Below are 21588 nucleotides of genomic sequence, written 5' to 3'. Positions count from 1 at the left end.
AGCTGCGCTATCGCCCCCCGTTTAAGTTCATCAAGATGCAAACCTGGCGTAATGGCGCTTCACCGCTGTCCCACCATGCGATCCCCAATGCCTACCTGCATAATGACTTACGGTTATTGCATCTGACCAGGGTCAGAACCGGCATCACTGTCCCCGTATTCGGGGTAAGTTAATGGCATCAGCCGTATACGTGGTCCGTATGTACGGTTCTGTGAGAGGGATGACGCGGAGACGCCTCACCCTAGTCGCTATAGGCTACAAATAGGGCGCTATCTGGCTAAATACCTCCACCCTCAATCAGCCAAGTGATCACCACTTTAATGACGTAGCCCAACATTCCGGCACCTAATACCACAAACAACATAATCGTGCCAAATTTACCTGCGTTCGATTTTTTTGCGAGATCCCAAATAATAAAACACATAAAAATGATCAGGCCGCCAACCATAATGGGCGTGATCCATGTCTCAAAGGTCTGCTGCATAAGCGCTCCTGTTGAACGATTGTCGGTAGCCCATGGTGGGGCGTGCGTCATTTTTGTCAGTCGTGTTAATATTTGAGCAAATTCATCAGGTATTTGTCGACTGAACTTTGCGGACTTAACAAAGCGCAGTACGACAACTTTGCCGAGGAGTAGGCCAATGCCTAAGTTAACCATTCTGGTCGGCACCATGTATGGTGGTGCGTTAGACGTTGCTGAGCAGGTAAAGCCGCTGTTTGAGCAGGCGGGCTATGACGTTGATATTTCAGAACAGCCCTCTGTAGACGATGTTTCCCAAGCCAGTGATCTAACGCTTTTCTGTGTGTCTACCACGGGGAGCGGTGATTTTCCCGGTAACTTTGTGCCCTTTATTCGCAGTCTAAAAGATCAAAGTCCCTCGCTGGCGGGACTGCGTTATGGGTTGATCGCGCTTGGCGATAGTTCCTACGGTGATACGTTCTGTGGCGCGGGGAGAGCCTTAGATGAGTTGCTGCAGGATCATGGTGCCCACCGTTTAGGTGAGCGCCTTGAAATCGACGCGATGGAAACCTTCATGGCGGATGATGCAGCGGTGCCGTGGGTAGAGGAGTGGATTGATGCTCAGAAGCTAAAGGTAGCATAGCCATGCAGCAAACGGTTTACTCTCCCAAGCGAGTGAGCGTAGCGGTTGGCTTATGCATCGTGATGCTCGCTGCGCTCCCGCGCTATATGGTGGGAGGGCATGAGACGCGCCAAACCCTTCTGCTGATGGCCTTGGTGCTAGTGGCTGGCGCAGCCGCGTTCCAGTGGAGGATGCTGTCTCAAGAGGCTCGTCAGGCGCTACCAGCACTAATAAAGCGTCTAGCGATCATGCTAGTGCTCGGGGCGCTGGTGATGGGGGCTTGGCACGCCATGTTTACTGATTGGATTAGCTGGCAGGTCTTTATCTCTCACGCGGCGACGTGTGGTCTGCTGCTGCATGCGGTTTCCCTGTGGTGGTCTGCGCGGGAGTAACGATTTTTGTACCTTTAAACCCTTGTAATTGGTGCTTGCGCCCCCATCTTGCGAGCATGGCGCTTGCCACCATGCGTCAGGGTTCTTAAAATTGCCCCCTTGAACATATTTTACGCAATCAACACAACGCCCAGCCGCTAGAGGACAATTCATGCAAGTTTCCGTCGAGACGACCTCCCAGATCGAACGCCGTATCACGATTCAAGTGCCGGCAGCAGAAATCGACGAGGCCGTCAGCGCTCGCTTGAAAGACACCGCGAAAAACGTTCGCCTGAACGGTTTCCGCCAAGGCCGGGTGCCAATGGCCGTCGTGCGTCAGCGCTATGGCGACAGCGTGCGCAGTGAAGTGGTAGGCGAAGTGATGCGTGAACGCTACGTTCGCGCGATCACAGAAAAAGAACTCAACCCTGCCGGTTTCCCGCAGATTGAGCCAAAAGTTAATGAAGAGGGTAAAGACCTTGAGTTCGTTGCGGTAATGGAAGTTTACCCGCAGGTTGAGCTGACCTCTATCGAAGGTACAGACGTTGAGCGCCCAGTTGTGTCTGTCAGCGAAGCAGATGTCGATGAAATGATCGATACCTTGCGTAAGCAAAACGCCGCATGGGAAGAAGTTGACGCTGCCGCTGCTGACGGTGACCAAGTCACCATCGATTTCCAAGGCTTCCTGGGCGACGAGCCGTTTGAAGGTGGCAGTGCAGAAGGCCACGCGTTGGTCATCGGTTCTAACAGCTTCATTCCAGGTTTTGAAGAGCAACTGATCGGTGTTAAAGCAGGCGAAGAAAAAACCATCTCCGTTACTTTCCCAGCGGATTACCAAGCCGAGCATCTGGCCGGTCAAGACGCCACCTTCAAGGTGACCGTTCACAAAGTAAGCAGCCAGAAACTGCCGGAAGTTGATGCTGAGTTCATCGAGCGTTTCGGTGTAGAAGACGGCGATGAAGCCAAATTCCGTGCTGAAATTAAAAAGAACATGACCCGCGAAGCGGCTCAGGCTGTTGACAACCGTGTTAAGCAGCAGGTGCTGGATGCGCTGAAAAAAGCGAACGACATTCCCGTGCCCACCGCGCTGGTTCAGCAAGAAACGGACGGCATGAAGCGTCAAGCCGCTCAGCAGTTTGGCCTGGGTGACGATTTTGACGTTAGCCAGCTGCCGAATGAGCTATTTGAAGAGCAGGCGAAGAGCCGTGTTCAGGTTGGTCTATTGCTAGCTGAAGTGATCAAAGCCAATGAACTGGACGCAGACGACGCGGCCATCAAAGCCAAAGTAGAAGAGCTGGCTGAGCAGTATCAAGATCCATCCGAAGTGGTTGAGTACTACATGGGTAATGAGCAGCTGAAAACCCAGGTAAAATCTGCCATTCTCGAAGAGAAGGCCGTTGAGAAGCTGCTTGAGCAAGCGAACGTCAAAGACGTCGAAATGTCTTACCAGCAAGCGTTGGCTGCTGCTCAGCAGCAGGCTGAGCAAGATGAGAAGGCCGAAGAGGGCGAACAGGCAGGCGCCTGATCTCATCGCGTGGCGCACCCTATCTGGGTGCGCTTTTCCCTTACCGGACGCAAGGAATCACCCGAATGAGTGAGTTTGATATTCAAAACGCCGGCGGTTTAGTGCCCATGGTGGTTGAGCAGAGCGCCAAAGGGGAAAGAGCCTACGACATCTACTCGCGCCTTTTAAAAGAGCGTGTGATTTTCCTGGTAGGGCCGGTAGAAGATTACATGGCTAACCTTGTCGTGGCGCAGCTGTTGTTTCTTGAGTCTGAAAACCCCGATAAGGATATCCATCTTTACATCAATTCACCCGGTGGTTCGGTAACGGCGGGTATGTCAATTTATGACACCATGCAGTTTATCAAGCCGGATGTTTCCACCGTATGTATTGGTCAGGCTGCCAGCATGGGCGCGCTCCTGCTAACAGCAGGCGCTGCGGGCAAGCGTTACTGCTTACCTAACTCCCGCGTGATGATTCACCAGCCGCTAGGTGGCTACCAAGGTCAAGCGTCGGATATTGAGATTCACACCCGTGAAATTCTCGGTATTCGTGAGAAACTGAATCAAATTCTGGCTCACCACACTGGCCAGGATGTTGAGAAAGTGGCTCAGGATACTGACCGCGACAATTTTATGAGCGCCAATAAAGCAAAAGAGTATGGCTTGATTGACGCAGTGCTGGATAAGCGACCTACATCCTGATAGCGTGATAGGATTCTGCTTTTCTAACGAGCTTTTCAGGCGGCGTCAGCCGCCGCAGTGACAGAGGTACGCGAATGGCCGACGGCAAAGGCAAGGACGAAGGTGGCAAACTGCTTTACTGCTCGTTTTGTGGTAAAAACCAAAACGAAGTTCGTAAGCTGATTGCCGGCCCGTCCGTGTATATCTGCGATGAGTGTGTCGACTTATGTAATGACATCATTCGCGAAGAAGTTCTCGAAGCCGATGCCGAGAGCGATGAGGAGCGTTTACCTACGCCCCGCGAAATACGTCATACATTGGATGACTACGTCATCGGACAAGACCGCGCCAAGATGGTGCTGTCTGTAGCGGTTTATAACCACTACAAGCGTCTGAAGTCAGAAGTACGTGAAGGCGATGTGGAGCTAGGTAAGTCCAACATCCTGCTAATTGGCCCGACGGGTAGCGGTAAAACGCTCCTCGCCGAGACCATGGCGCGGCTATTGAATGTACCTTTTACTATTGCTGATGCAACGACGCTGACCGAAGCAGGCTATGTGGGTGAAGATGTTGAAAATATCATCCAAAAGCTGCTGCAAAAGTGCGACTACGATGTTGAGAAAGCCGAGCGCGGCATCGTCTATATCGATGAAATCGACAAAATCTCGCGTAAATCGGATAACCCGTCGATTACCCGTGATGTTTCTGGCGAAGGCGTACAGCAGGCGCTGCTGAAGCTAATTGAAGGCACAACGGCGTCCGTTCCTCCCCAAGGTGGGCGTAAGCATCCCCAGCAGGAGTTTGTTCAGGTCAATACGGCCAATATCCTGTTTATTGTGGGTGGTGCTTTTGCTGGCTTGGATAAAGTCATTCGCGACCGTGCTGAGAAAGGCGGTATTGGTTTCAATGCCAGCGTGAAAAGCAAAGAGTCTTCGCGAGGCGTTGGCGAGCTACTCGCGGATGTCGAGCCAGAGGATCTGGTCAAGTTTGGCTTGATTCCTGAGTTTGTGGGGCGCCTGCCAGTGATTGCAACGCTGACTGAGCTGACAGAAGACGCACTGGTTCAGATTTTGACTGAGCCGAAAAACTCGCTGATCAAGCAGTATGCCAAGCTCTTCGAGATGGAAGGCGTCACGCTTGAGTTTAGAGACGACGCCTTACGGGCTGTGGCTGTGAAAGCCATGGAACGTAAAACCGGTGCTCGTGGGCTGCGTTCTATCCTAGAGTCTGTGCTGCTGGATACCATGTATGAAATTCCTTCCTTGGAAGGGGTGAGCAAGGTCGTCATCGATGGTTCCGTCATTGCTGGCGAAAGCGAGCCACTGTTGATCTACTCGCAGCAGGAAGAAGCGCGGGTCGACGGTACTGACGGTTAACCCTTCGGTACGTACCACGGCCTAGCTTTCACCGCTTGTGCCAAACCAAGGGGTCGCCTAGGCGGCCCCTTGTTGTTCTACGTTATTGTTGAAACGGCTGGCCAGCACACGGTGATGTATCGTGTCATGCCCTTTCATACTGTGAGGTACTTGGCTAAGTACCCTTCAAGTACTCATCCGAATTTGAGGAACGTCTGCGATGCAGCAGAACGCCGATCAGACACAATGTCTACCCCTGTTGCCTTTGCGGGATGTGGTTGTGTATCCGCAAATGGTTATTCCGCTTTTTGTTGGCCGTGAGAAGTCCATTCAAGCCTTAGAGGCAGCGATGGAAGCCGACAAGCGTGTACTGCTGGTGGCTCAGCGCGAGGCCTCACAGGATGATCCTGATAATGCGGACCTCTACGCGATGGGGACCGTCGCTGACATCATGCAGCTGCTTAAGCTGCCTGATGGCACTGTAAAGGTGTTGATTGAAGGCAGCTTCCGCGCTGATGTTATCGATATCGAAGAAAATGAAGTGGGCTACACTCAGGCGCACTTAATCCCACGTGAAAGCGAGCCGCTTACCAGTCGTGAGCAAGAAGCGCTAGTGCGTGTCCTGCTCAATCAGTTCGAGCAGTACGTCAAGCTGTCTAAGAAAGTGCCCAACGAAGTGCTTAACTCGCTGTCGGGCATCGAAGACCCTAGCCGTTTGGTCGACACCATCTGCGCCCACCTGTCGCTGAAAATTGGTGACAAGCAAGAGCTGCTCGAAATGGATCGCGTACGCGACCGTATTGAACACCTGATGGCGCTGATTGAGTCTGAGATTGATCTGCTCCAGGTCGAGAAGCGCATCCGCTCGCGTGTTAAAGAGCAGATGGAAAAAACGCAGCGTGAGTACTATCTCAATGAGCAGATGAAGGCCATCCAGAAAGAGATGGGTGAGCTGGATAATGTACCCAACGAAGCCGAAAAGTACGAACAGGCGATCAAAGAGTCTGGGATGCCCAAAGAGGCGTCTGATAAAGCGACTCAAGAGCTTAATAAGCTCAAAATGATGGCTGCCAATTCTGCTGAGGCGACCGTAGTGCGCTCATATCTGGACTGGCTAATTGCCGTTCCATGGAAAAAGCGCACGCGCGTTAAGCACGATCTGGTAAAAGCCCAGCAGGTGCTGGATGAAGATCATTACGGCCTGGAAGAAGTGAAGGCGCGCATTCTTGAGTACCTAGCCGTACAAAAGCGCGTACGGAAAATGAAAGGGCCGGTGCTCTGCTTGGTAGGCCCACCTGGGGTAGGTAAAACGTCCCTTGGTCAATCCATCGCCCGCGCGACAAATCGTAAGTACGTCCGCCTGGCGCTGGGTGGTGTGCGCGATGAGTCGGAAATCCGTGGCCATCGCCGCACCTATATTGGCTCGCTGCCAGGCAAGCTGATACAGCGTATGAGCCGTGCCGGGGTGAAAAATCCGCTTTTCCTGTTGGATGAGGTGGATAAACTAGGCATGGACCACCGTGGTGATCCGGCGTCAGCGCTTCTAGAGGTATTGGACCCCGAGCAGAACAGCAGCTTTAGTGATCACTACCTTGAGCTGGATTACGACCTCTCTGAGACGCTGTTTATTTGTACCGCGAACTCAATGAATATCCCAGGCCCGCTGCTGGACCGTATGGAGATTATTCGTCTACCGGGCTACACCGAAGACGAGAAGCTCGCCATCGCTAGGCGCTACCTGCTACCCAAGCAGCTAGAAGCTAATGGGCTTAAGGAAGAAGAGCTAGCGCTGAATGACGACGCGTTGCTTGAGTTGGTGCGCTACTACACTCGTGAGGCGGGTGTGCGCGAGCTTGAGCGTCAGATCGCTAGAGTGTGTCGTAAAGTGCTGCGTGAGCGCTTAGAAGCTGAGCGCACCTCGAAAGATAAGGCAGGCAACAAGCTGCAGGCGCAGCAAGTGCTCTCCGCTGATCAGATTGAGACTTATGCCGGTGTGCGCCGCTATAGCTATGGCTTGGCGGAGCAGGAGGACCAAGTCGGTCGTGTAACCGGCTTGGCTTGGACGTCCGTAGGTGGGGAGCTGCTCAACATTGAGTCGGTAGTGACGCCAGGTAAAGGTCGTATTAACAAGACCGGTTCGCTTGGTGATGTCATGAAAGAGTCGGTAAGTGCAGCACAAACCGTCGTGAAGGCGCGTGCTCAGGCCTATGGAATTGACCCCCAGCGCTTCGAAAACGAAGACCTGCACATCCATGTGCCCGAAGGTGCCACACCTAAAGACGGGCCCAGTGCTGGTATTGCCATGGTAACGGCGATTGTCTCCGCCTATACTCAGCGGCCAGTAAGGTGCGATGTGGCCATGACAGGGGAGGTAAACCTGCGTGGTGAAGTATTACCGATTGGGGGTCTAAAGGAGAAATTGCTGGCGGCTAGGCGGGGTGGTATAAAGACCGTCTTAATCCCTGAGGAAAATCGTCGAGATCTCAAGGAAGTACCGGAGAATATCAAAGGAGCGCTTGATATTCGCCCCGTACGCTGGATAGATGACGTGCTGTCCGTGGCGCTGGCAGAGAATGTTGCCGAAGGCGCTTCATTAAAGGGCGCAGATAAGTCTTTCAATGCAAATGCTGTTGCAAGCACCCATTAAGCGTTAAAGCAGTTTTGCTTTAATTTTACTTAATAAGTTTGCCCAATGCCTTGAGCAGCGGGCATTTCACGGTCCGGTCGCTTGACAGGTGTTTCAAGGCATTGCTATAAAACGCAGCTATGCTTTGAGGTTGATGCACTTGGTGGCCGTGCCGTTCAGAGCCATTTTTTGAAACAGTTAAGGGGTGAAGTGTGAATAAGTCCGAGCTGATTGAAGCTATTGCCGTATCTGCAGATATTCCTAAAGCAGCGGCAAGCCGCGCATTGGATGCCATGGTGGAGTCTGTCACCGATAGCCTCAAAAAAGGCGAGAGTGTTTCTCTGGTAGGTTTTGGTACCTTCGCTATTAAAGAGCGTGCTGCGCGTACTGGTCGCAACCCCCAAACGGGTCAGCCAATCGAAATCAGCGCAGCAAAAGTGCCCAGCTTTAAAGCCGGTAAAGCGCTGAAAGACGCCGTCAACTAATTGGCTCGCGTTTGCTGTAACCTAATGGGCGCATCGCATCCGCGATGCGCCCATGTTCTTTTCTGGCCCGATGGTTTGGGCAATAGATGGCTTTGATGATCTGAGGCTAGCATGCTGCAAAGTATACGAGATGGCTCCAGAAGCTGGGGTGCCAAGATAATCATTGGTGTCATGGTCGCGGCCATGGCGCTTTTTGGTGTGGAGTCGCTGTTCAGTGTCTTTGGTAGCGACCCCAATGAAGTGGCGAGCGTTAATGGCGAACCCATTATGCGTCAGCAAGTTGAGCTAGAAGTGCAGCGCGCGCTGCGTTCTGGGCAAGTGCCTCCTGAGCAGGAGCGGGCACTGCGCAACGATATGCTCGACCAGCTCATCACTCAGTCTTTACTGCGTCAGTATGCTGAGGACGGCGGTTTTTACGTCTCCGACGCTCAGCTTGACCAGATGATCGTGACACTGCCTGAGTTTCATGATCAGGATGGGCGCTTTTCTGCAGAAATTTTCCGGAATCGTCTGGCAGGAGCGGGTTACACGCCGCTCTCGTTCCGTGAAGAGCTGCGGATGGATATCAAGCGTCAGCAACTGCAGCAGGGCTTGGCATTCAGTGACTTCAGCTTGGCCAATGAAGAGCAGCGTCTGGCAGACCTGCAAGGCCAGCAGCGAGATTTCCGCTACGTGATGCTGGATGCCAATGATGCTGCTTATGAAGTAGAGGTCACCGAGGAGCAGATGCAGGCCTACTATGACGCCAACCAGGAACGCTTCGAGCGCCCGGAACAGGTGCGCGTCGAGTACGTGGTGATCGACCGCCAGGCCATGGCTGAAGATATTGCTGTGGACGAGAGCGAACTCCGCGCTGCCTGGCGTGAGCAGAATCGCGATGCCAACCGTCGTGTTTCCCATATCATGGTGACCTTTGGTTCCGAGCGTGGCCGTGAAGAGGCCCAGCAGCTAGCCAATGAAGCGCTGGCTGACCTGAGCCGTGGTGAGAGTTTCGCCGATACCGCCGTGCGTTTTTCGGATGACACCGCTAGTGCCGAGCAGGGTGGTGATCTGGGCGTGATCAGTCGCGGCTTCTTTGGTGATGCCTTCGATGACGCAGCGTTTGCCCTTGGGGTCGGTGAGACGTCCCAGGTCGTCGAAATGGACGGTGCTTTCCATATTCTGCAGGTTACCGAGCTGGATGCGCCTTCTTTCGAAGAGCAGCGTGACCGTTTGGCTCAGGAAGTGGCGCTGCGTGAGGTCAATGATGACTTCAATCGTCAGGTGCAGCGTCTGATCGATGAGAGCTTCGCGGCAGACGATCTGCAGTCCGTTGCGGATGACCTCGGCCTGACGCTCAACGAGAGCGACTGGTTGGCGCGTGGGGAAGGTGAAGGAGCGCTTTCCGAGCCGGGCGTGCTGGATGAGGCGTTCAGCGCTGACGTGCTGGAAGAGGGCTACAACAGCGAAGTGATTGAGCTCGACAACGACCGCCGCTTAGTGCTTCGTGTTGCCGAGCATCGTGATGCAACTGTTCTGCCCCTAGATGAAGTGCGCGATGAAGTAGAGCAGGCTGTTGCTGCTCAGCAGCGCCAAGAAGCACTTCAGGAGCAGGCAGCAGAATTGATCGCCTTGCTCCGTGCGGGCGATGCCGTTGAGCTGGAGTGGCTGGAAGCCAATAACGTCTCTCGCCAGTCTGACAGTACGCTGCCTCAGGTGCTGATCCGTGAAGTGTTCCGCATGCCACACCCTGAAGAGGGCGACAGCGTTTACCGTGCCGTGACCTTGCCTCAGGGCGTTGCTGTCGTTGCATTGGACAGTGTCAACGAAGGGCAGGCCGACGAGCAGATGAATGCTTTCGTGTCACAAATGGCAGAACAACTGCGGGCTCAGGCGATCATTCAAGGATTGATCGATGACCTGCGCAGTGATGCCAGGATAGAGCGCTAAAACTAAAAAGCCGATCCATGTGATCGGCTTTTTCATGACGGGGCCTGTGCTCAATGGCTCAATGCGATTCGCTGTCGCTACCAGGCGGCTGGATCAGCGAGAACTGGCGCAGTACGGGCTCTGGGTGGCGCTCGCTCGAGTGCTCCACGACAATATCCCAGCCGTGTTCGCTATCCCAATCGCCTAACACAAAGCGTTTGGCAGGCACGTCTTCGACGGTGAGGTCATGGACCTTGGGGCGATGGGTGTGGCCATGGATCATGATGTTCACCCCATGGCGCTGCATTGTGGTCACGACTTCTGCGTGGGTCACATCCATGATGGCTTCGGCCTTGTTGGCGTTGGCATCCCCAGACTGCATACGCAGGCTCTTGGCCAACTCTAGCCGCTGCTCCAGCGGCATGGCCAGGATCTGCGCCTGCCACTCAGGGTGGCGAGACTGGGCGCGAAACGCCATGTAGGCCTCATCTTTGGTGCACAGGCTGTCACCGTGCAGAATGACGGCGGCTACGCCCTGCAATTCCACTTGCTCACTGTCGGGCAGCAGGGTGGCCTGACAGGCGTTGATGAAGCGTTCGCCGATCAGAAAGTCCCGGTTGCCGTGAATGAAAAAGATGGACGTGCCCGCATCGCTCAGTGCCCGCAGGCGCTTGATCACCTCATGGGCCACCCCGCTGAGGGGGTGAGGCGTATCCAGCAAGTCGTCTCCGATCCAGGCGTCGAACAGGTCGCCCAGAATGTAAAGATCCTCGGCCCCTTTGGCGGTATGCTCCAGGTAACGATAAAACCCCTGATTGAGCTCAGGGGTGTCGTTACTCAAATGCATGTCAGCGATCAGCAGCGTACGCATAAGACTCCCGACGGTTATTCCGCATCCTTCAGGTAGGCGCGCTCGATGACCACGTCTTCGGCGGGCACGTCTGCGTGCATGCCACGGCGCGTGGTGCTCACGGCCTTGATGGCGTTGACCACGTCCATGCCGTCCACTACTTCACCAAATACCGCGTAACCCCAGCCTTGCAGGCTTTTGCCGCTGTGGTTCAGGAAGCTGTTGTTACCGACGTTGATGAAAAACTGGGCGGTGGCAGAGTGGGGATCCTGGGTACGGGCCATGGCCAGCGTGCCGATGGTGTTCTGCAGACCGTTGTCGGCTTCGTTTTCGATGGGGTCGCGTGTCGGCTTCTGGTTGAACTCCTGGTCGAAGCCGCCCCCTTGAATCATGAAACCATCGATGACCCGGTGGAACAGCGTGCCGTCGTAAAAACCGTCGCGCACGTACTGCTCGAAATTGGCTGCCGTAACCGGGGCTTTTTCATGATTGAGCGCGATGGTGATGTCACCGTAGTTCGTCTGTAATACGATCATGGATAAATTCCTGTTCAATAAAAGCGTTCGCCTTGGCGCTGTGCATCGGCGTCACGTTATAATAGCGGTTTTGCTCGGCACCGCGAAGCGCTAACCCTGATTGCCTTTGCATCGTTTGCCCAGCACGCCATCTACCATGAGGTTATCAACACCACCATGACCAACGAGACCACCCCAGCGCCGAACTTCATTCGCAACCAAGTACGCGACGAGATAGCGGGCGGCCAGGTCACCAAAATTGTGACGCGCTTTCCTCCGGAGCCCAACGGCTTTTTGCACATCGGCCACGCCAAGTCGATTTGTCTGAACTTCGGGTTGGCAGAGCAGTTTGGTGGTGAGTGTCATCTGCGCTTTGACGACACCAACCCAGCAAAAGAAGAGCAGGCGTACATTGACGCCATCAAAGAAGACGTTAGCTGGTTGGGCTTTGAGTGGGCAGGCCCGGTACGTTTTGCCTCCGACTACTTCGACCAGCTCTACGCCTGGGCGCAGCATCTGATTCGTGAAGGCAAAGCCTATGTGGATGACCTGTCTCCGGATGAGATTCGCGAGTATCGGGGTACGCTGACCGAGCCCGGCAAGCCTAGCCCCTACCGCGAGCGCAGCGCCGAAGAGAGCTTGGACCTTCTAGAACGGATGCGTAACGGTGAGTTTGGTGAAGGGGAAAAAGTGCTGCGCGCCAAAATCGATATGGCGTCGCCCAACATCAATTTGCGCGATCCGATCTTGTACCGCATTCGTCATGCGCATCACCACCAAACAGGTGACAAGTGGAAAATCTACCCCTCGTACGATTTTACCCACGGTCAGTCGGATGCCATCGAGGGTATTACTCACTCCATCTGTACGCTGGAGTTCGAAGACCACCGCCCGCTATACGAGTGGTTCTTGAACAATCTGCCGGTGCCCGCCAAGCCGCGCCAGATTGAATTTGCCAGACTGAACCTCGACTACACGCTGACCTCCAAACGTAAGCTGAAGCTGTTGGTGGATGAGCAGATCGTCGATGGTTGGGATGACCCGCGAATGCCGACCATTTCCGGTATGCGTCGCCGGGGCTATACGCCCGCTTCGATTCGTAAATTCTGTGAAATGATCGGCGTGACCCGTTCCGACGGTGGTTTGGTGGATATCGCCATGCTGACCCACGCCATTCGTTCGGACCTGGAAGATAACGCACCCCGGGCGATGTGCGTGCTCAAGCCGCTAAAAGTGGTGCTGACCAACATGCCGGAAGATCACGAGGAAGTGTACCAGGTGCCAGGCCACCCGGCGCGTGAAGACATGCCGATGCGTAAAGTTCCTTTTGGTCGTGAGCTCTACATCGATCAAGACGACTTTATGGAAGACGCGCCGAAGAAATTCTTCCGCCTAGCACCGGGCAAAGAAGTGCGCCTGCGCAACAGCTACGTAATTCGCTGTGATGACGTGATTAAAGACGATGCAGGTGAGATTATTGAGCTGCACTGCTCCGTCGATTTCGACACCCTGGGTAAAAACCCGGAAGGCCGCAAGGTGAAAGGCGTGATTCACTGGGTCAGCGCGGCCCACGGCGTGCCGATGGAAGTGCGCCTCTACGACAACCTGTTCATGGTCGAGCAGCCCGATCGTGATAAGGACGTCGACTTCCTCGAGCATTTGAATCCCGAGTCGCTGGTGGTGTGCCATGCCATTGGCGAGCCAAGCCTGGCCAGTGCCGCGCCGGAAGATCGTTTCCAATTCGAGCGAGTCGGTTACTTCTGCGCCGATCGTCACGCCTCCACTGCCGACCACCTGGTGTTCAACCGCACCGTGGGCTTGAAAGATAGCTGGGCGAAAATCAAACAGAAGGGATAAGGAAACGTCATATGCATATTTACAATACGCTGACACGCCGCAAAGAGCCTTTTAAGCCCCTTGTCGACGGCAAGGTCAGCATGTACGTTTGCGGTATGACGGTGTATGACTACTGTCACCTTGGCCACGCCCGGGTGATGGTGGCCTTTGATGTGATTACCCGCTACCTGCGCCATCGCGGCTATGACGTGACCTACGTGCGCAACATCACCGATATCGACGATAAAATCCTCAAGCGGGCCGAGGAGAACGGCGAGCCCATCGACGCGCTCACCGAGCGCATGATTGCCGCGATGCATGAGGACGAAGCTCGCCTCAACGTGCTGCCACCCAGTCAGGAGCCCCGGGCAACGAGGCACATCGACGACATTATCGCGATGATCGAAACGCTCATCGACAAAGGTTTTGCCTATGCCGCGGCCAATGGTGATGTCTACTACCGAGTGCGCAAGTTCACCGACTACGGCAAATTGAATAACCGTCAGCTGGATGACATGCGCTCTGGTGCACGGGTCGACGTGGATGTGCACAAAGAAGACCCGCTGGATTTCGTGCTCTGGAAAGCGGCCAAGCCCGGTGAAGCTCACTGGCATTCCCCCTGGGGAGACGGGCGACCGGGTTGGCACATCGAGTGCTCCGCGATGTCCACCTGCTGCCTGGGGGACACCTTCGATATTCATGGCGGTGGGCCGGATTTGACCTTTCCCCATCATGAAAACGAGATTGCTCAATCGGAAGCGGCGACAGGTAAAACCTACGTCAACACCTGGATGCATGCTGGAGCCGTTCGCGTCAACCAAGAGAAGATGTCCAAGTCGCTGGGCAACTTCTTCACCATCCGCGACGTGCTAGCCGAGCACGATCCAGAAGTGGTGCGCTACCTGTTGGTGGCAAGCCACTATCGTAGCGCTATTAACTACTCAGTGGATTCGCTGGTCGAAGCGCGCAAATCGCTAACGCGGTTGTATACGGCGTTAGACGGAGTGAACGCCGACGAGCAGGCAGCCGCCAGCGATGCCGCGGAGCGCTTCACAGCGGCAATGGACGACGACTTCAACACGCCCATCGCTTTGGCCGCGCTTTTCGATTTGGCCCGCGATCTCAACCGAGCGAAAAGTGATCAGCCAGCAGAGGCACCACGCTTGGCTGGTGAATTAAAGCGTTTGGCCGGTGTGCTGGGACTACTGCAGCAAACGCCACAAACGTTTCTAAAAGGCGCCCAGCAGCAGGTAGCGCTGAGCGAAGAAGAGATCGAAGCAAAAATCGCCGAGCGACAAGCGGCGAAAGGAAGTAAGGATTTTGCCCGCGCTGATGCTATTCGTGATGAGCTGGCAGCGCTTGGCATTATTCTCAAAGATTCTCGGGAAGGAACCACCTGGGTGATCGAAGCGCCTTAATCGTTGTAAACAGTCAGGCGTCGTTACTGCGGCGTCTGACTTCAACGCAGCAGGCTCTTATACTGAAACGATACGCCCCAGAAGTTCATTGAAAAGGACGACTCCATGCGCTCATTGTTCACACCTGCCATGGCTGCCTGTTTATCAACGGTGCTCTCCACGGCCAGTGCCAACGACCCCATCGTGGTCTCTTCTAAAATCGATACCGAAGGCTCGGTACTAGGCGAGTTAATTATTCAGACGCTGGAGCGCAACGGTATTCCAACGGAAGATCGGCTTCAGCTTGGTGGTAGCTGCGTGGTACGCAGCGCGTTGCAGGCGGGTGAGGTTGATCTGTATCCCGAATACACCGGCAACGGTGCTTTCTTCTTTGACATGACCGATAGCCCGGTATGGAACAGTGCTGAAAATGTCGTTAATCGACGCCTTGCCCTCGCCATCGTTTAAACGACGCCCATGGCACCCGAATGTTGTGCTGTTGTGCCTAAGCGGTGCCATGCTGGCTGCCGCTTGGTTGTTAAGCTTTGTCAGTGTTGCTCCTAATCGCATTGTTTCCGGCACGGCTTTTGGCATGGTAGACGCCATTAGCTGGCCGGGCGCGGCACTGGTATCACTGCTCTTTATCGCCATGGCGGCGTTGTCGTCCGTGCCTACCTCAAGGCACTACCGGGCGATGCTGGGCATCATCATACTCATCTTGCTGTTGATGCCGTTTGGCTTAATGGTGGCAGGCCACTGGTTGGTCGACCCCTCGTTACCCCAGGCGCGACTCGGCATTGGCGCAGCCTACTGGACCGTGCTGTTCGTACTGTTGCTCTGTTTGGTAGAGCTACGCCTACGCTTAGGGTTATCCCGCTGGTGGCCAACGCTGCTGCTGGCAGGCGTGGGCATTGCTTGGTGGGGATGTGCCGCGCTTTGGCTGGATCGCCTTGCCCTCGTGCAAGAGTTCCAGGCCCGTGAGGGGCAGTTTTATCAGGCCGTTGGTCAACATATTGCCTTGGTGGGCACAGCCGTGGGCGTTAGCGTGGTGCTGGGAATGCTGTTAGCGATGCTGATGCGTCGCTATCAGCGCCTGCAAAAAATCGCGTTTACACTGCTGAACTTTTTACAAACCATCCCAAGTTTGGCGCTGTTTGGACTACTGCTAGCGCCGCTCGCTTGGCTGGCGGCTAACGTACCCCCGCTGGCAGCGTTGGGTGTCAGCGGTATCGGCAATGCTCCAGCGCTGATTGCGTTAATTGCTTATAGCCTGCTGCCCATGGTGCGTAATACCTACATTGCTCTGGAAGAGGTCAGCGCTGAGACGCTCCAGGCCGCTAAAGCCATGGGTATGCGTACCGGGCAGCGTTTTTGGCAGGTGCGTTTTCCATTGGCGCTTCCCGTACTGTTAGAAGGCGTACGCATTACGGCTGTACAGGCGATTGGGCTAACGGCAGTGGCGGCACTGATAGGTGCTGGCGGTCTAGGGACGTTTATTTTTCAAGGGCTGGGGCAAGCCGCCATGGATATGGTGCTACTGGGCGCACTGCCCATTCTGATCTTGGCACTGATAGTGGACGCAGGATTAGGAGCGTTGGCAGACGCGCTGCGTCCCGGAGGACAGGAATGATAGAGCTTTCCCACGTTTCAAAACAGTTTGGTGACGATACCGCGGTGGAAGACATCACGCTGCGGGTCGCTAAAGGAAAGTTCTGTGCGTTGGTAGGGACCTCTGGATGCGGTAAATCCACCACCCTACGCATGATCAATCGGCTGATTGAGCATAGCAGCGGCGATATTATCCTGGATGGCCAGGCGATTGAGCAGTACGACCCAGTAAAACTACGTCGGCGAATCGGCTATGTGATCCAGAGTACCGGGCTGTTTCCCCACTGGAACGTCGCGCGCAATATTGGCTTAGTGCCTCGGTTGCTGAAATGGCCCGCTACAGAAATTACCGCTCGTGTAGAGGAACTGATGGGCGTACTGGGCCTGCCGGTGGGCGAGTTTGCGCATAAATATCCCCATCAGCTCTCAGGTGGTCAAGCGCAGCGGGTCGGGGTGGCCCGTGCCTTAGCCGCAGACCCCGATATACTACTGATGGATGAGCCGTTTGGTGCTCTGGACCCCATTACCCGGGAAAAGCTTCAGGATGAGCTGGCCAAGCTACAGGCACGGTTACACAAAACCATTGTGTTCGTGACCCACGATATGGATGAAGCGCTGAAGTTAGCCGACCATTTGGTCGTCATGCGTGATGGCCGTATTGTCCAGCAGGGCACGCCGCTGGCACTGCTTCAACGGCCCGCTGATCCGTTTGTGGAATCCCTGCTCGGTGGGCTTGAGCGGGGGTTGAAGCAGGCAGCGTTAACGCGCGTAAAAGATCACATGACATCGCTTGGGCCTACTTTGCCGGCACAATCTCGAATTCCCGCCGATTTCTCGCTGCGCCAAGCGCTTTCCATGATGCTGCGGGACCACTGCGACCGCTTAACCGTGGTGGATCAAGGCGATGTGCCAATAGGGGAGCTTTCGCTGCGCCGCATCGTTAAAGAGGCGCAGTTGGATAAGGTGAGCCAACGTGACGCGTAATTCTGCCACCGTCAGCCTGCCGAACGCACCGAGCATTCAATGGTTTCTGCCGCTTATTTGGGTCGCGCTACTGGCGATGTGCATCGTCGGCATGCCGCTCCTAGAGGGCCTGTTTCGCTGGGTAGAGCCTGACGCCCGGCAAGTCGTCTATGATCGCGCGGCGTTTTACGAGCTGCTGGGCCGCCATGTGTTAGTCGTTGGCGTGGCGGCAGTGGTCACCATTGCGGTTGGTGTGGCGGCAGGTATTGCCGTTACCCGCGAGCGAGGGCGGGATTTTTTGCCTCTGGTGGGCCAGTTGGGCTCTTTAGGGCAAACGTTCCCTCCGGTAGCGGTGCTGGCGCTGGCGGTGCCCGTTCTGGGGTTTGGTACGCTGCCTATTATTGTTGCGCTAATGCTCTACGGGCTGCTGCCAATCGTACGCAATACGCTGGCGGGCATTAACGATGTTGACGCGACCATCAAAGAGGCGGCCCAGGCCATGGGTATGACCCCTTGGCAGGTGCTGCGTCACGTGGAGCTTCCCTTAGCGGCTCCTGTCATATTGGCAGGAGTACGTACTTCCGTGACGATCAATATTGCCACGGCAGCCCTTGGGGCGACGGTAGGGGCTAGCAACCTGGGTGATCCGATTATTGCCGGTATCGTCAATGGTAATATGGCCTACGTGCTGCAAGGCGCGCTGCTGATTGCACTGCTGGCGCTGAGCGCGGATAGCGCCTTTAACGTCTACCAGAAGCGGCTGCGCCAACGCCTCTCTGCTTCTTAATGCTCTCTGCGTCTTAAGTTGAATCCCTAAACGGCTTGCACTGAGTTACTGTCCCAGTGTTGCGTTGACCCGTGTCAGATAAATCCACTGGCATAAACGGTCATGACCGACAACACTACCCTCAAAAAGGGTAAAAACAAGGATAATAATGATGACTCAGTACGTACACCAGCCGGCCTTCATGACCGGTGATGAATTCTCGATCGAGACGTTCAGTCTACTCAACCCGGATGGTGAGCTGTATCCGGGTGGCGAAGAGCCCGCTCTCACCCGAGACCACGCTCGTAGGCTGTACCAGGCCATGCTAGCCACCCGCATTCTTGATGAGCGCATGATGGCTGCCCAACGCCAAGGGCGGCTCAGTTTCTATATGCAGTGCACCGGTGAAGAAGCCGCCGTGGTGGGTGCGGCTGCAGCACTAGATGACGCCGATATGATCATGGCTCAGTACCGCGAACAAGGCGCCTTGATGTATCGCGGCTTCTCTATCGACGAGTTTATGAATCAGCTATTTGGCAACGAGCTTGATTACGGCAAAGGCCGCCAAATGCCGATTCATTACGGCTCTCGCAAGCTGCACTACATGACCATCTCATCGCCGCTGGCGACGCAGATTCCTCAAGCCACCGGGTATGCCTATGGCCAAAAGCTGGCCGGTGAAGGCCACTGTACGCTGACCTTTTTTGGCGAAGGCGCAGCCTCAGAAGGGGACTTTCACGCCGCGCTTAATATGGCCGCGGTGCATCAGGTGCCGGTGATCTTTTTCTGCCGCAACAACGGCTACGCTATTTCTACTCCCTCCACAGAACAGTTTGCCGCTGACGGCATTGCTCCCCGTGCCTTTGGCTACCACATGCACGTGATTCGCGTGGATGGTAACGACGCCCTAGCGGTATATGAAGCGACCCGCCAAGCGCGAAAAATCGCCGTTGAGCAGAACCAGCCGGTGCTGATTGAAGCCATGTCCTACCGGTTGGCTGCCCACTCCTCTTCGGATGACCCCTCGGGCTATCGCGCTAAGAGCGAAGAGGAAGCGTGGCGCGCCAAAGATCCCTTGCTACGCATGCAGCGCTGGCTGGCGAAGAAAGGGTGGTGGAGCGATGAAGAGGAAGCTGCCCAGCAGGAGAGCCTGCGCCGTGAAGTGCTGGAAACCATGAAGCGCGCCGAAAAACGCCCGCCGCCGCCGCTGGAGTCGTTAATCAGCGATGTTTACGCCGATGTGACACCTGCGCTACAGCACCAGCTGGATCAGTTGAAGCGCCATATTCGCCGCTACCCAGATGCCTACCCGCGCGGCGCAAAATCGCTAGATCTGACGCTTTCGTCAGCCACTGATACTCAGGGAGAGGCGTAATATGGCGACGATGAACATGCTCCAGGCGATTAATAACGCGCTGGATATCGCCATGGCGGAAGATGAGAAAGTCATCTGCTTTGGTGAAGACGTGGGTATTTTTGGCGGTGTTTTCCGAGCCACCAGCCATTTACAAGAGAAGTACGGCAAAGCGCGCTGCTTTAATACGCCGCTGGTGGAGCAAGGCATTATTGGCTTTGCTAACGGACTGGCCGCACAAGGCTCTGTTCCCGTCGCTGAAATTCAGTTTGCGGATTACATCTTCCCCGCATTTGATCAAATCGTTAACGAGACCGCCAAATTCCGCTACCGCTCTGGGGATCTCTTCAACGTAGGCGGGCTCACCATTCGCACACCCTATGGTGGCGGCATTTCCGGGGGCTTATACCACTCGCAATCACCTGAGGCGTACTTTACCCACACGCCGGGCTTAAAAGTGGTGGTGCCGCGCAACCCCTATCAAGCCAAAGGGCTGCTGCTGGCGGCGATTCGTGACCCCGACCCCGTGCTGTTTTTAGAGCCAAAACGGCTCTATCGTGCCGCCGTAGGTGAAGTGCCCGATGAAGACTACCAACTGCCAATTGGTGAAGCGGAGGTGATCAAAGAGGGCACCGACATTACCCTGGTGGGCTGGGGTGCGCAGATGGAAGTGATCAGCAAAGCCGCCGAGCTTGCCGAAGAGCAGGGCATTGCCTGCGAGGTCATCGACCTGCGTTCGCTGCTGCCCTGGGATGTGGATACCGTGGCAGAGTCGGTATTCAAAACCGGCCGTATGATTGTTAGTCATGAAGCGCCGCTCACCGGCGGCTTTGCCGGTGAAATTGCCGCGACGATACAGGAGCGCTGTTTTCTCTATCTGGAATCGCCGATTACTCGGGTTACCGGGCTGGATACGCCTTTCCCACTTGTGCTGGAGAAAGAGTACTTGCCCGACCACCTGAAAATTTTTGAAGCGATTTGCGAAAGCGTGAACTTTTAGCGCCAGGGAGAACAGCCATGAGTGATTTTTTACTGCCAGATATCGGTGAAGGTATCGTAGAGTGTGAAGTGGTGGAGTGGCGCGTGGCCGAAGGCGACACCATCGAAGAGGATCAGCCGATAGTCGAAGTGATGACCGACAAGGCGCTGGTGGAAATCACCGCGCCAGAAGCCGGGACGGTCACCAATCTGTATGTGGCCCAGGGGAAGATTGCCAAGGTTCACGCGCCGCTTTATGCATACCAAGCCGCCGGTCAGATGAACAGCGATACTGCTGCTACCGAGCAGGCACCTCCAGCGCCGCCCAGTAGCCACGGGGTGGCCGCTGATGAAAATAGCCCGCCGCCTAAAAGCCAAGCCGTTACCCCGGCGGCTGCAGGCAAAGTGCCCGCTAGCCCTGCGGTGCGCCGCTTAGTACGCGAGCACAGCCTAGCCCTGTCGGAGATCTCAGGCAGTGGCAAAGATGGTCGAGTGTTGAAAGAAGACGTGCTAGCGCACCTCAACGCGCCAGCGGTATCTCACCAAACGGCCAGTGTTTCGATGCCATCAAGCACAGGCTTAGCACCCTCAAAAGTAGAGCCGCTGCGCGGCGTGCGGGCGGTGATGGCCAAGCGCATGGTAGAGGCCGCTAGCTCCATTCCTCATTTTCACTACGGTGAAGAGATTGATGTCACGGAGCTGTTGGCGCTGCGCGAGCGGCTCAAGCCGCAGGTAGAGGCGCAGGGCGAACGGCTCACGCTGATGCCGTTCTTTATGAAAGCGATGGCGCTGGCCGTGGCGGAGACGCCGATCATCAATGCACAGTTAAACAGCGAAGCCAACGAGCTGAGCTACTACGACCAGTGCAATATCGGCATGGCGGTGGATAGCAAAGCGGGGCTTTTGGTACCTAACGTGAAAGGTGTCGAGGGCTTAACGCTGTTTGAGATTGCCAAAGAGGTCGGCAGGCTAACCAATGCCGCTCGGGAAGGGCGCGTGGAGCAGGCGGATCTAAAGGGCGGCACCATTAGTATCTCCAACATTGGTGCTCTTGGGGGAACCTACGCTGCGCCGATTATTAATGCGCCGGAAGCCGCCATTGTGGCCATTGGCAAAACCCAGTGGCTGCCGCGCTTTGATGAGCACGGGGCTGTGCAGCGCCGGGCTATCTTGACGGTCACCTGGGCAGGCGATCATCGCTTTATTGATGGCGGTACCATTGCCCGTTTTTGCAACGCCTGGAAAGGCTTTCTAGAGGCGCCGGAAAGCATGCTGCTTCATCTGACTTAACCGTGTAGGCACCTTGC

The 21588-nt window shown here is 55.4% G+C and carries 19 protein-coding genes and 1 pseudogene; 17 read left to right on the top strand and 3 right to left on the bottom strand.

Annotated elements, in window-relative coordinates:
• Positions 1-277 precede the first annotated feature (277 nt).
• Positions 278-484, bottom strand: a complete 207-nt coding sequence (locus AC13CY_RS02530) for a DUF2788 domain-containing protein (protein ID WP_044629428.1) — start codon at positions 482-484, stop codon at positions 278-280.
• A gap of 157 nt (positions 485-641) precedes the next feature.
• Between AC13CY_RS02530 and AC13CY_RS02525 the strand changes: the two genes are divergently transcribed.
• From AC13CY_RS02525 to AC13CY_RS02490, 8 genes are all read left to right on the top strand, one after another.
• Positions 642-1103: a flavodoxin gene (locus tag AC13CY_RS02525; RefSeq protein ID WP_044629427.1), complete on the top strand. Its 462-nt coding sequence runs from the start codon at positions 642-644 to the stop codon at positions 1101-1103.
• 2 nt (positions 1104-1105) lie between these two features.
• Positions 1106-1474 (top strand): hypothetical protein, encoded by a 369-nt coding sequence (locus AC13CY_RS02520; protein ID WP_044629426.1) that lies wholly within the window; start codon positions 1106-1108, stop codon positions 1472-1474.
• 151 nt (positions 1475-1625) lie between these two features.
• Entirely contained in the window at positions 1626-2978 is a 1353-nt protein-coding gene (gene tig / locus AC13CY_RS02515; RefSeq protein ID WP_074210538.1) for a trigger factor, read from the top strand.
• Positions 2979-3043: 65 nt separating this feature from the next.
• Positions 3044-3661: an ATP-dependent Clp endopeptidase proteolytic subunit ClpP gene (gene clpP / locus AC13CY_RS02510; protein ID WP_044629424.1), complete on the top strand. Its 618-nt coding sequence runs from the start codon at positions 3044-3046 to the stop codon at positions 3659-3661.
• A 74-nt stretch (positions 3662-3735) separates the two neighbouring features.
• Positions 3736-5016, top strand: a complete 1281-nt coding sequence (clpX, locus tag AC13CY_RS02505) for an ATP-dependent Clp protease ATP-binding subunit ClpX (RefSeq protein WP_062373880.1) — start codon at positions 3736-3738, stop codon at positions 5014-5016.
• A 199-nt stretch (positions 5017-5215) separates the two neighbouring features.
• Complete coding sequence (gene lon, locus AC13CY_RS02500) at positions 5216-7642, top strand: endopeptidase La (RefSeq protein ID WP_172514498.1); 2427 nt, start codon at positions 5216-5218, stop codon at positions 7640-7642.
• A gap of 191 nt (positions 7643-7833) precedes the next feature.
• Positions 7834-8106: an HU family DNA-binding protein gene (locus AC13CY_RS02495; protein WP_054641109.1), complete on the top strand. Its 273-nt coding sequence runs from the start codon at positions 7834-7836 to the stop codon at positions 8104-8106.
• A 111-nt stretch (positions 8107-8217) separates the two neighbouring features.
• Positions 8218-10035, top strand: coding sequence for a SurA N-terminal domain-containing protein (locus AC13CY_RS02490; RefSeq protein WP_062361284.1), 1818 nt, complete (start codon positions 8218-8220; stop codon positions 10033-10035).
• A gap of 58 nt (positions 10036-10093) precedes the next feature.
• Here the strand turns inward: AC13CY_RS02490 and AC13CY_RS02485 are convergent, their stop codons facing one another.
• Positions 10094-10885 (bottom strand): UDP-2,3-diacylglucosamine diphosphatase, encoded by a 792-nt coding sequence (locus tag AC13CY_RS02485; protein WP_054645075.1) that lies wholly within the window; start codon positions 10883-10885, stop codon positions 10094-10096.
• A gap of 14 nt (positions 10886-10899) precedes the next feature.
• Complete coding sequence (locus AC13CY_RS02480; protein WP_044629418.1) at positions 10900-11400, bottom strand: peptidylprolyl isomerase; 501 nt, start codon at positions 11398-11400, stop codon at positions 10900-10902.
• 156 nt (positions 11401-11556) lie between these two features.
• On the opposite strand from AC13CY_RS02480, the gene AC13CY_RS02475 reads away from it, so the two are divergent.
• From AC13CY_RS02475 to AC13CY_RS02435, 9 genes and pseudogenes are all read left to right on the top strand, one after another.
• Positions 11557-13236 (top strand): glutamine--tRNA ligase/YqeY domain fusion protein, encoded by a 1680-nt coding sequence (locus tag AC13CY_RS02475; protein ID WP_062361283.1) that lies wholly within the window; start codon positions 11557-11559, stop codon positions 13234-13236.
• An 11-nt stretch (positions 13237-13247) separates the two neighbouring features.
• Positions 13248-14633, top strand: coding sequence for a cysteine--tRNA ligase (cysS, locus tag AC13CY_RS02470; RefSeq protein ID WP_044629416.1), 1386 nt, complete (start codon positions 13248-13250; stop codon positions 14631-14633).
• Positions 14634-14738: 105 nt separating this feature from the next.
• Positions 14739-15041 (top strand): annotated as a pseudogene (locus AC13CY_RS02465) (glycine betaine ABC transporter substrate-binding protein); the annotation flags it as partial.
• 1 nt (position 15042) lies between these two features.
• Complete coding sequence (locus AC13CY_RS02460) at positions 15043-16242, top strand: ABC transporter permease (RefSeq protein WP_062361280.1); 1200 nt, start codon at positions 15043-15045, stop codon at positions 16240-16242.
• On the top strand, positions 16239-17204 hold the full coding sequence (locus AC13CY_RS02455) for an ABC transporter ATP-binding protein (RefSeq protein WP_054641108.1): 966 nt from the start codon (positions 16239-16241) through the stop codon (positions 17202-17204). Before AC13CY_RS02460 ends, AC13CY_RS02455 begins: the two co-directional genes overlap by 4 nt.
• Positions 17194-17970, top strand: coding sequence for an ABC transporter permease (locus AC13CY_RS02450; RefSeq protein WP_054641107.1), 777 nt, complete (start codon positions 17194-17196; stop codon positions 17968-17970). Before AC13CY_RS02455 ends, AC13CY_RS02450 begins: the two co-directional genes overlap by 11 nt.
• Positions 17971-18121: 151 nt before the next feature.
• Positions 18122-19324: a thiamine pyrophosphate-dependent dehydrogenase E1 component subunit alpha gene (locus tag AC13CY_RS02445; protein WP_062361277.1), complete on the top strand. Its 1203-nt coding sequence runs from the start codon at positions 18122-18124 to the stop codon at positions 19322-19324.
• A 1-nt stretch (position 19325) separates the two neighbouring features.
• Positions 19326-20303 (top strand): alpha-ketoacid dehydrogenase subunit beta, encoded by a 978-nt coding sequence (locus AC13CY_RS02440; RefSeq protein WP_062361275.1) that lies wholly within the window; start codon positions 19326-19328, stop codon positions 20301-20303.
• A 17-nt stretch (positions 20304-20320) separates the two neighbouring features.
• On the top strand, positions 20321-21571 hold the full coding sequence (locus AC13CY_RS02435; protein ID WP_253557088.1) for a 2-oxo acid dehydrogenase subunit E2: 1251 nt from the start codon (positions 20321-20323) through the stop codon (positions 21569-21571).
• The last annotated feature ends 17 nt before the right edge of the window (positions 21572-21588 follow it).

This window comes from Vreelandella sp. L-15, from assembly GCF_056857635.1.
The sequence above is the reverse complement of the archived record's forward strand: the minus strand, read 5'-3'. Positions and strand labels throughout refer to the sequence as shown.

Bases quoted from the DNA above. Each gene is read 5' to 3' on its own strand.
- AC13CY_RS02525 (WP_044629427.1), top strand. From the start codon at position 642: ATGCCTAAGTTAACCATTCTGGTCGGCACCATGTATGGTGGTGCGTTA.
- AC13CY_RS02520 (WP_044629426.1), top strand. From the start codon at position 1,106: ATGCAGCAAACGGTTTACTCTCCCAAGCGAGTGAGCGTAGCGGTTGGC.
- AC13CY_RS02435 (WP_253557088.1), top strand. From the start codon at position 20,321: ATGAGTGATTTTTTACTGCCAGATATCGGTGAAGGTATCGTAGAGTGT.
- AC13CY_RS02480 (WP_044629418.1), bottom strand. From the start codon at position 11,400: ATGATCGTATTACAGACGAACTACGGTGACATCACCATCGCGCTCAAT.
- tig (WP_074210538.1), top strand. From the start codon at position 1,626: ATGCAAGTTTCCGTCGAGACGACCTCCCAGATCGAACGCCGTATCACG.
- AC13CY_RS02455 (WP_054641108.1), top strand. From the start codon at position 16,239: ATGATAGAGCTTTCCCACGTTTCAAAACAGTTTGGTGACGATACCGCG.
- AC13CY_RS02460 (WP_062361280.1), top strand. From the start codon at position 15,043: ATGTCGTTAATCGACGCCTTGCCCTCGCCATCGTTTAAACGACGCCCA.
- AC13CY_RS02530 (WP_044629428.1), bottom strand. From the start codon at position 484: ATGCAGCAGACCTTTGAGACATGGATCACGCCCATTATGGTTGGCGGC.
- lon (WP_172514498.1), top strand. From the start codon at position 5,216: ATGCAGCAGAACGCCGATCAGACACAATGTCTACCCCTGTTGCCTTTG.
- cysS (WP_044629416.1), top strand. From the start codon at position 13,248: ATGCATATTTACAATACGCTGACACGCCGCAAAGAGCCTTTTAAGCCC.
- AC13CY_RS02490 (WP_062361284.1), top strand. From the start codon at position 8,218: ATGCTGCAAAGTATACGAGATGGCTCCAGAAGCTGGGGTGCCAAGATA.
- AC13CY_RS02440 (WP_062361275.1), top strand. From the start codon at position 19,326: ATGGCGACGATGAACATGCTCCAGGCGATTAATAACGCGCTGGATATC.
- AC13CY_RS02445 (WP_062361277.1), top strand. From the start codon at position 18,122: ATGACTCAGTACGTACACCAGCCGGCCTTCATGACCGGTGATGAATTC.
- AC13CY_RS02485 (WP_054645075.1), bottom strand. From the start codon at position 10,885: ATGCGTACGCTGCTGATCGCTGACATGCATTTGAGTAACGACACCCCT.
- clpX (WP_062373880.1), top strand. From the start codon at position 3,736: ATGGCCGACGGCAAAGGCAAGGACGAAGGTGGCAAACTGCTTTACTGC.
- clpP (WP_044629424.1), top strand. From the start codon at position 3,044: ATGAGTGAGTTTGATATTCAAAACGCCGGCGGTTTAGTGCCCATGGTG.
- AC13CY_RS02475 (WP_062361283.1), top strand. From the start codon at position 11,557: ATGACCAACGAGACCACCCCAGCGCCGAACTTCATTCGCAACCAAGTA.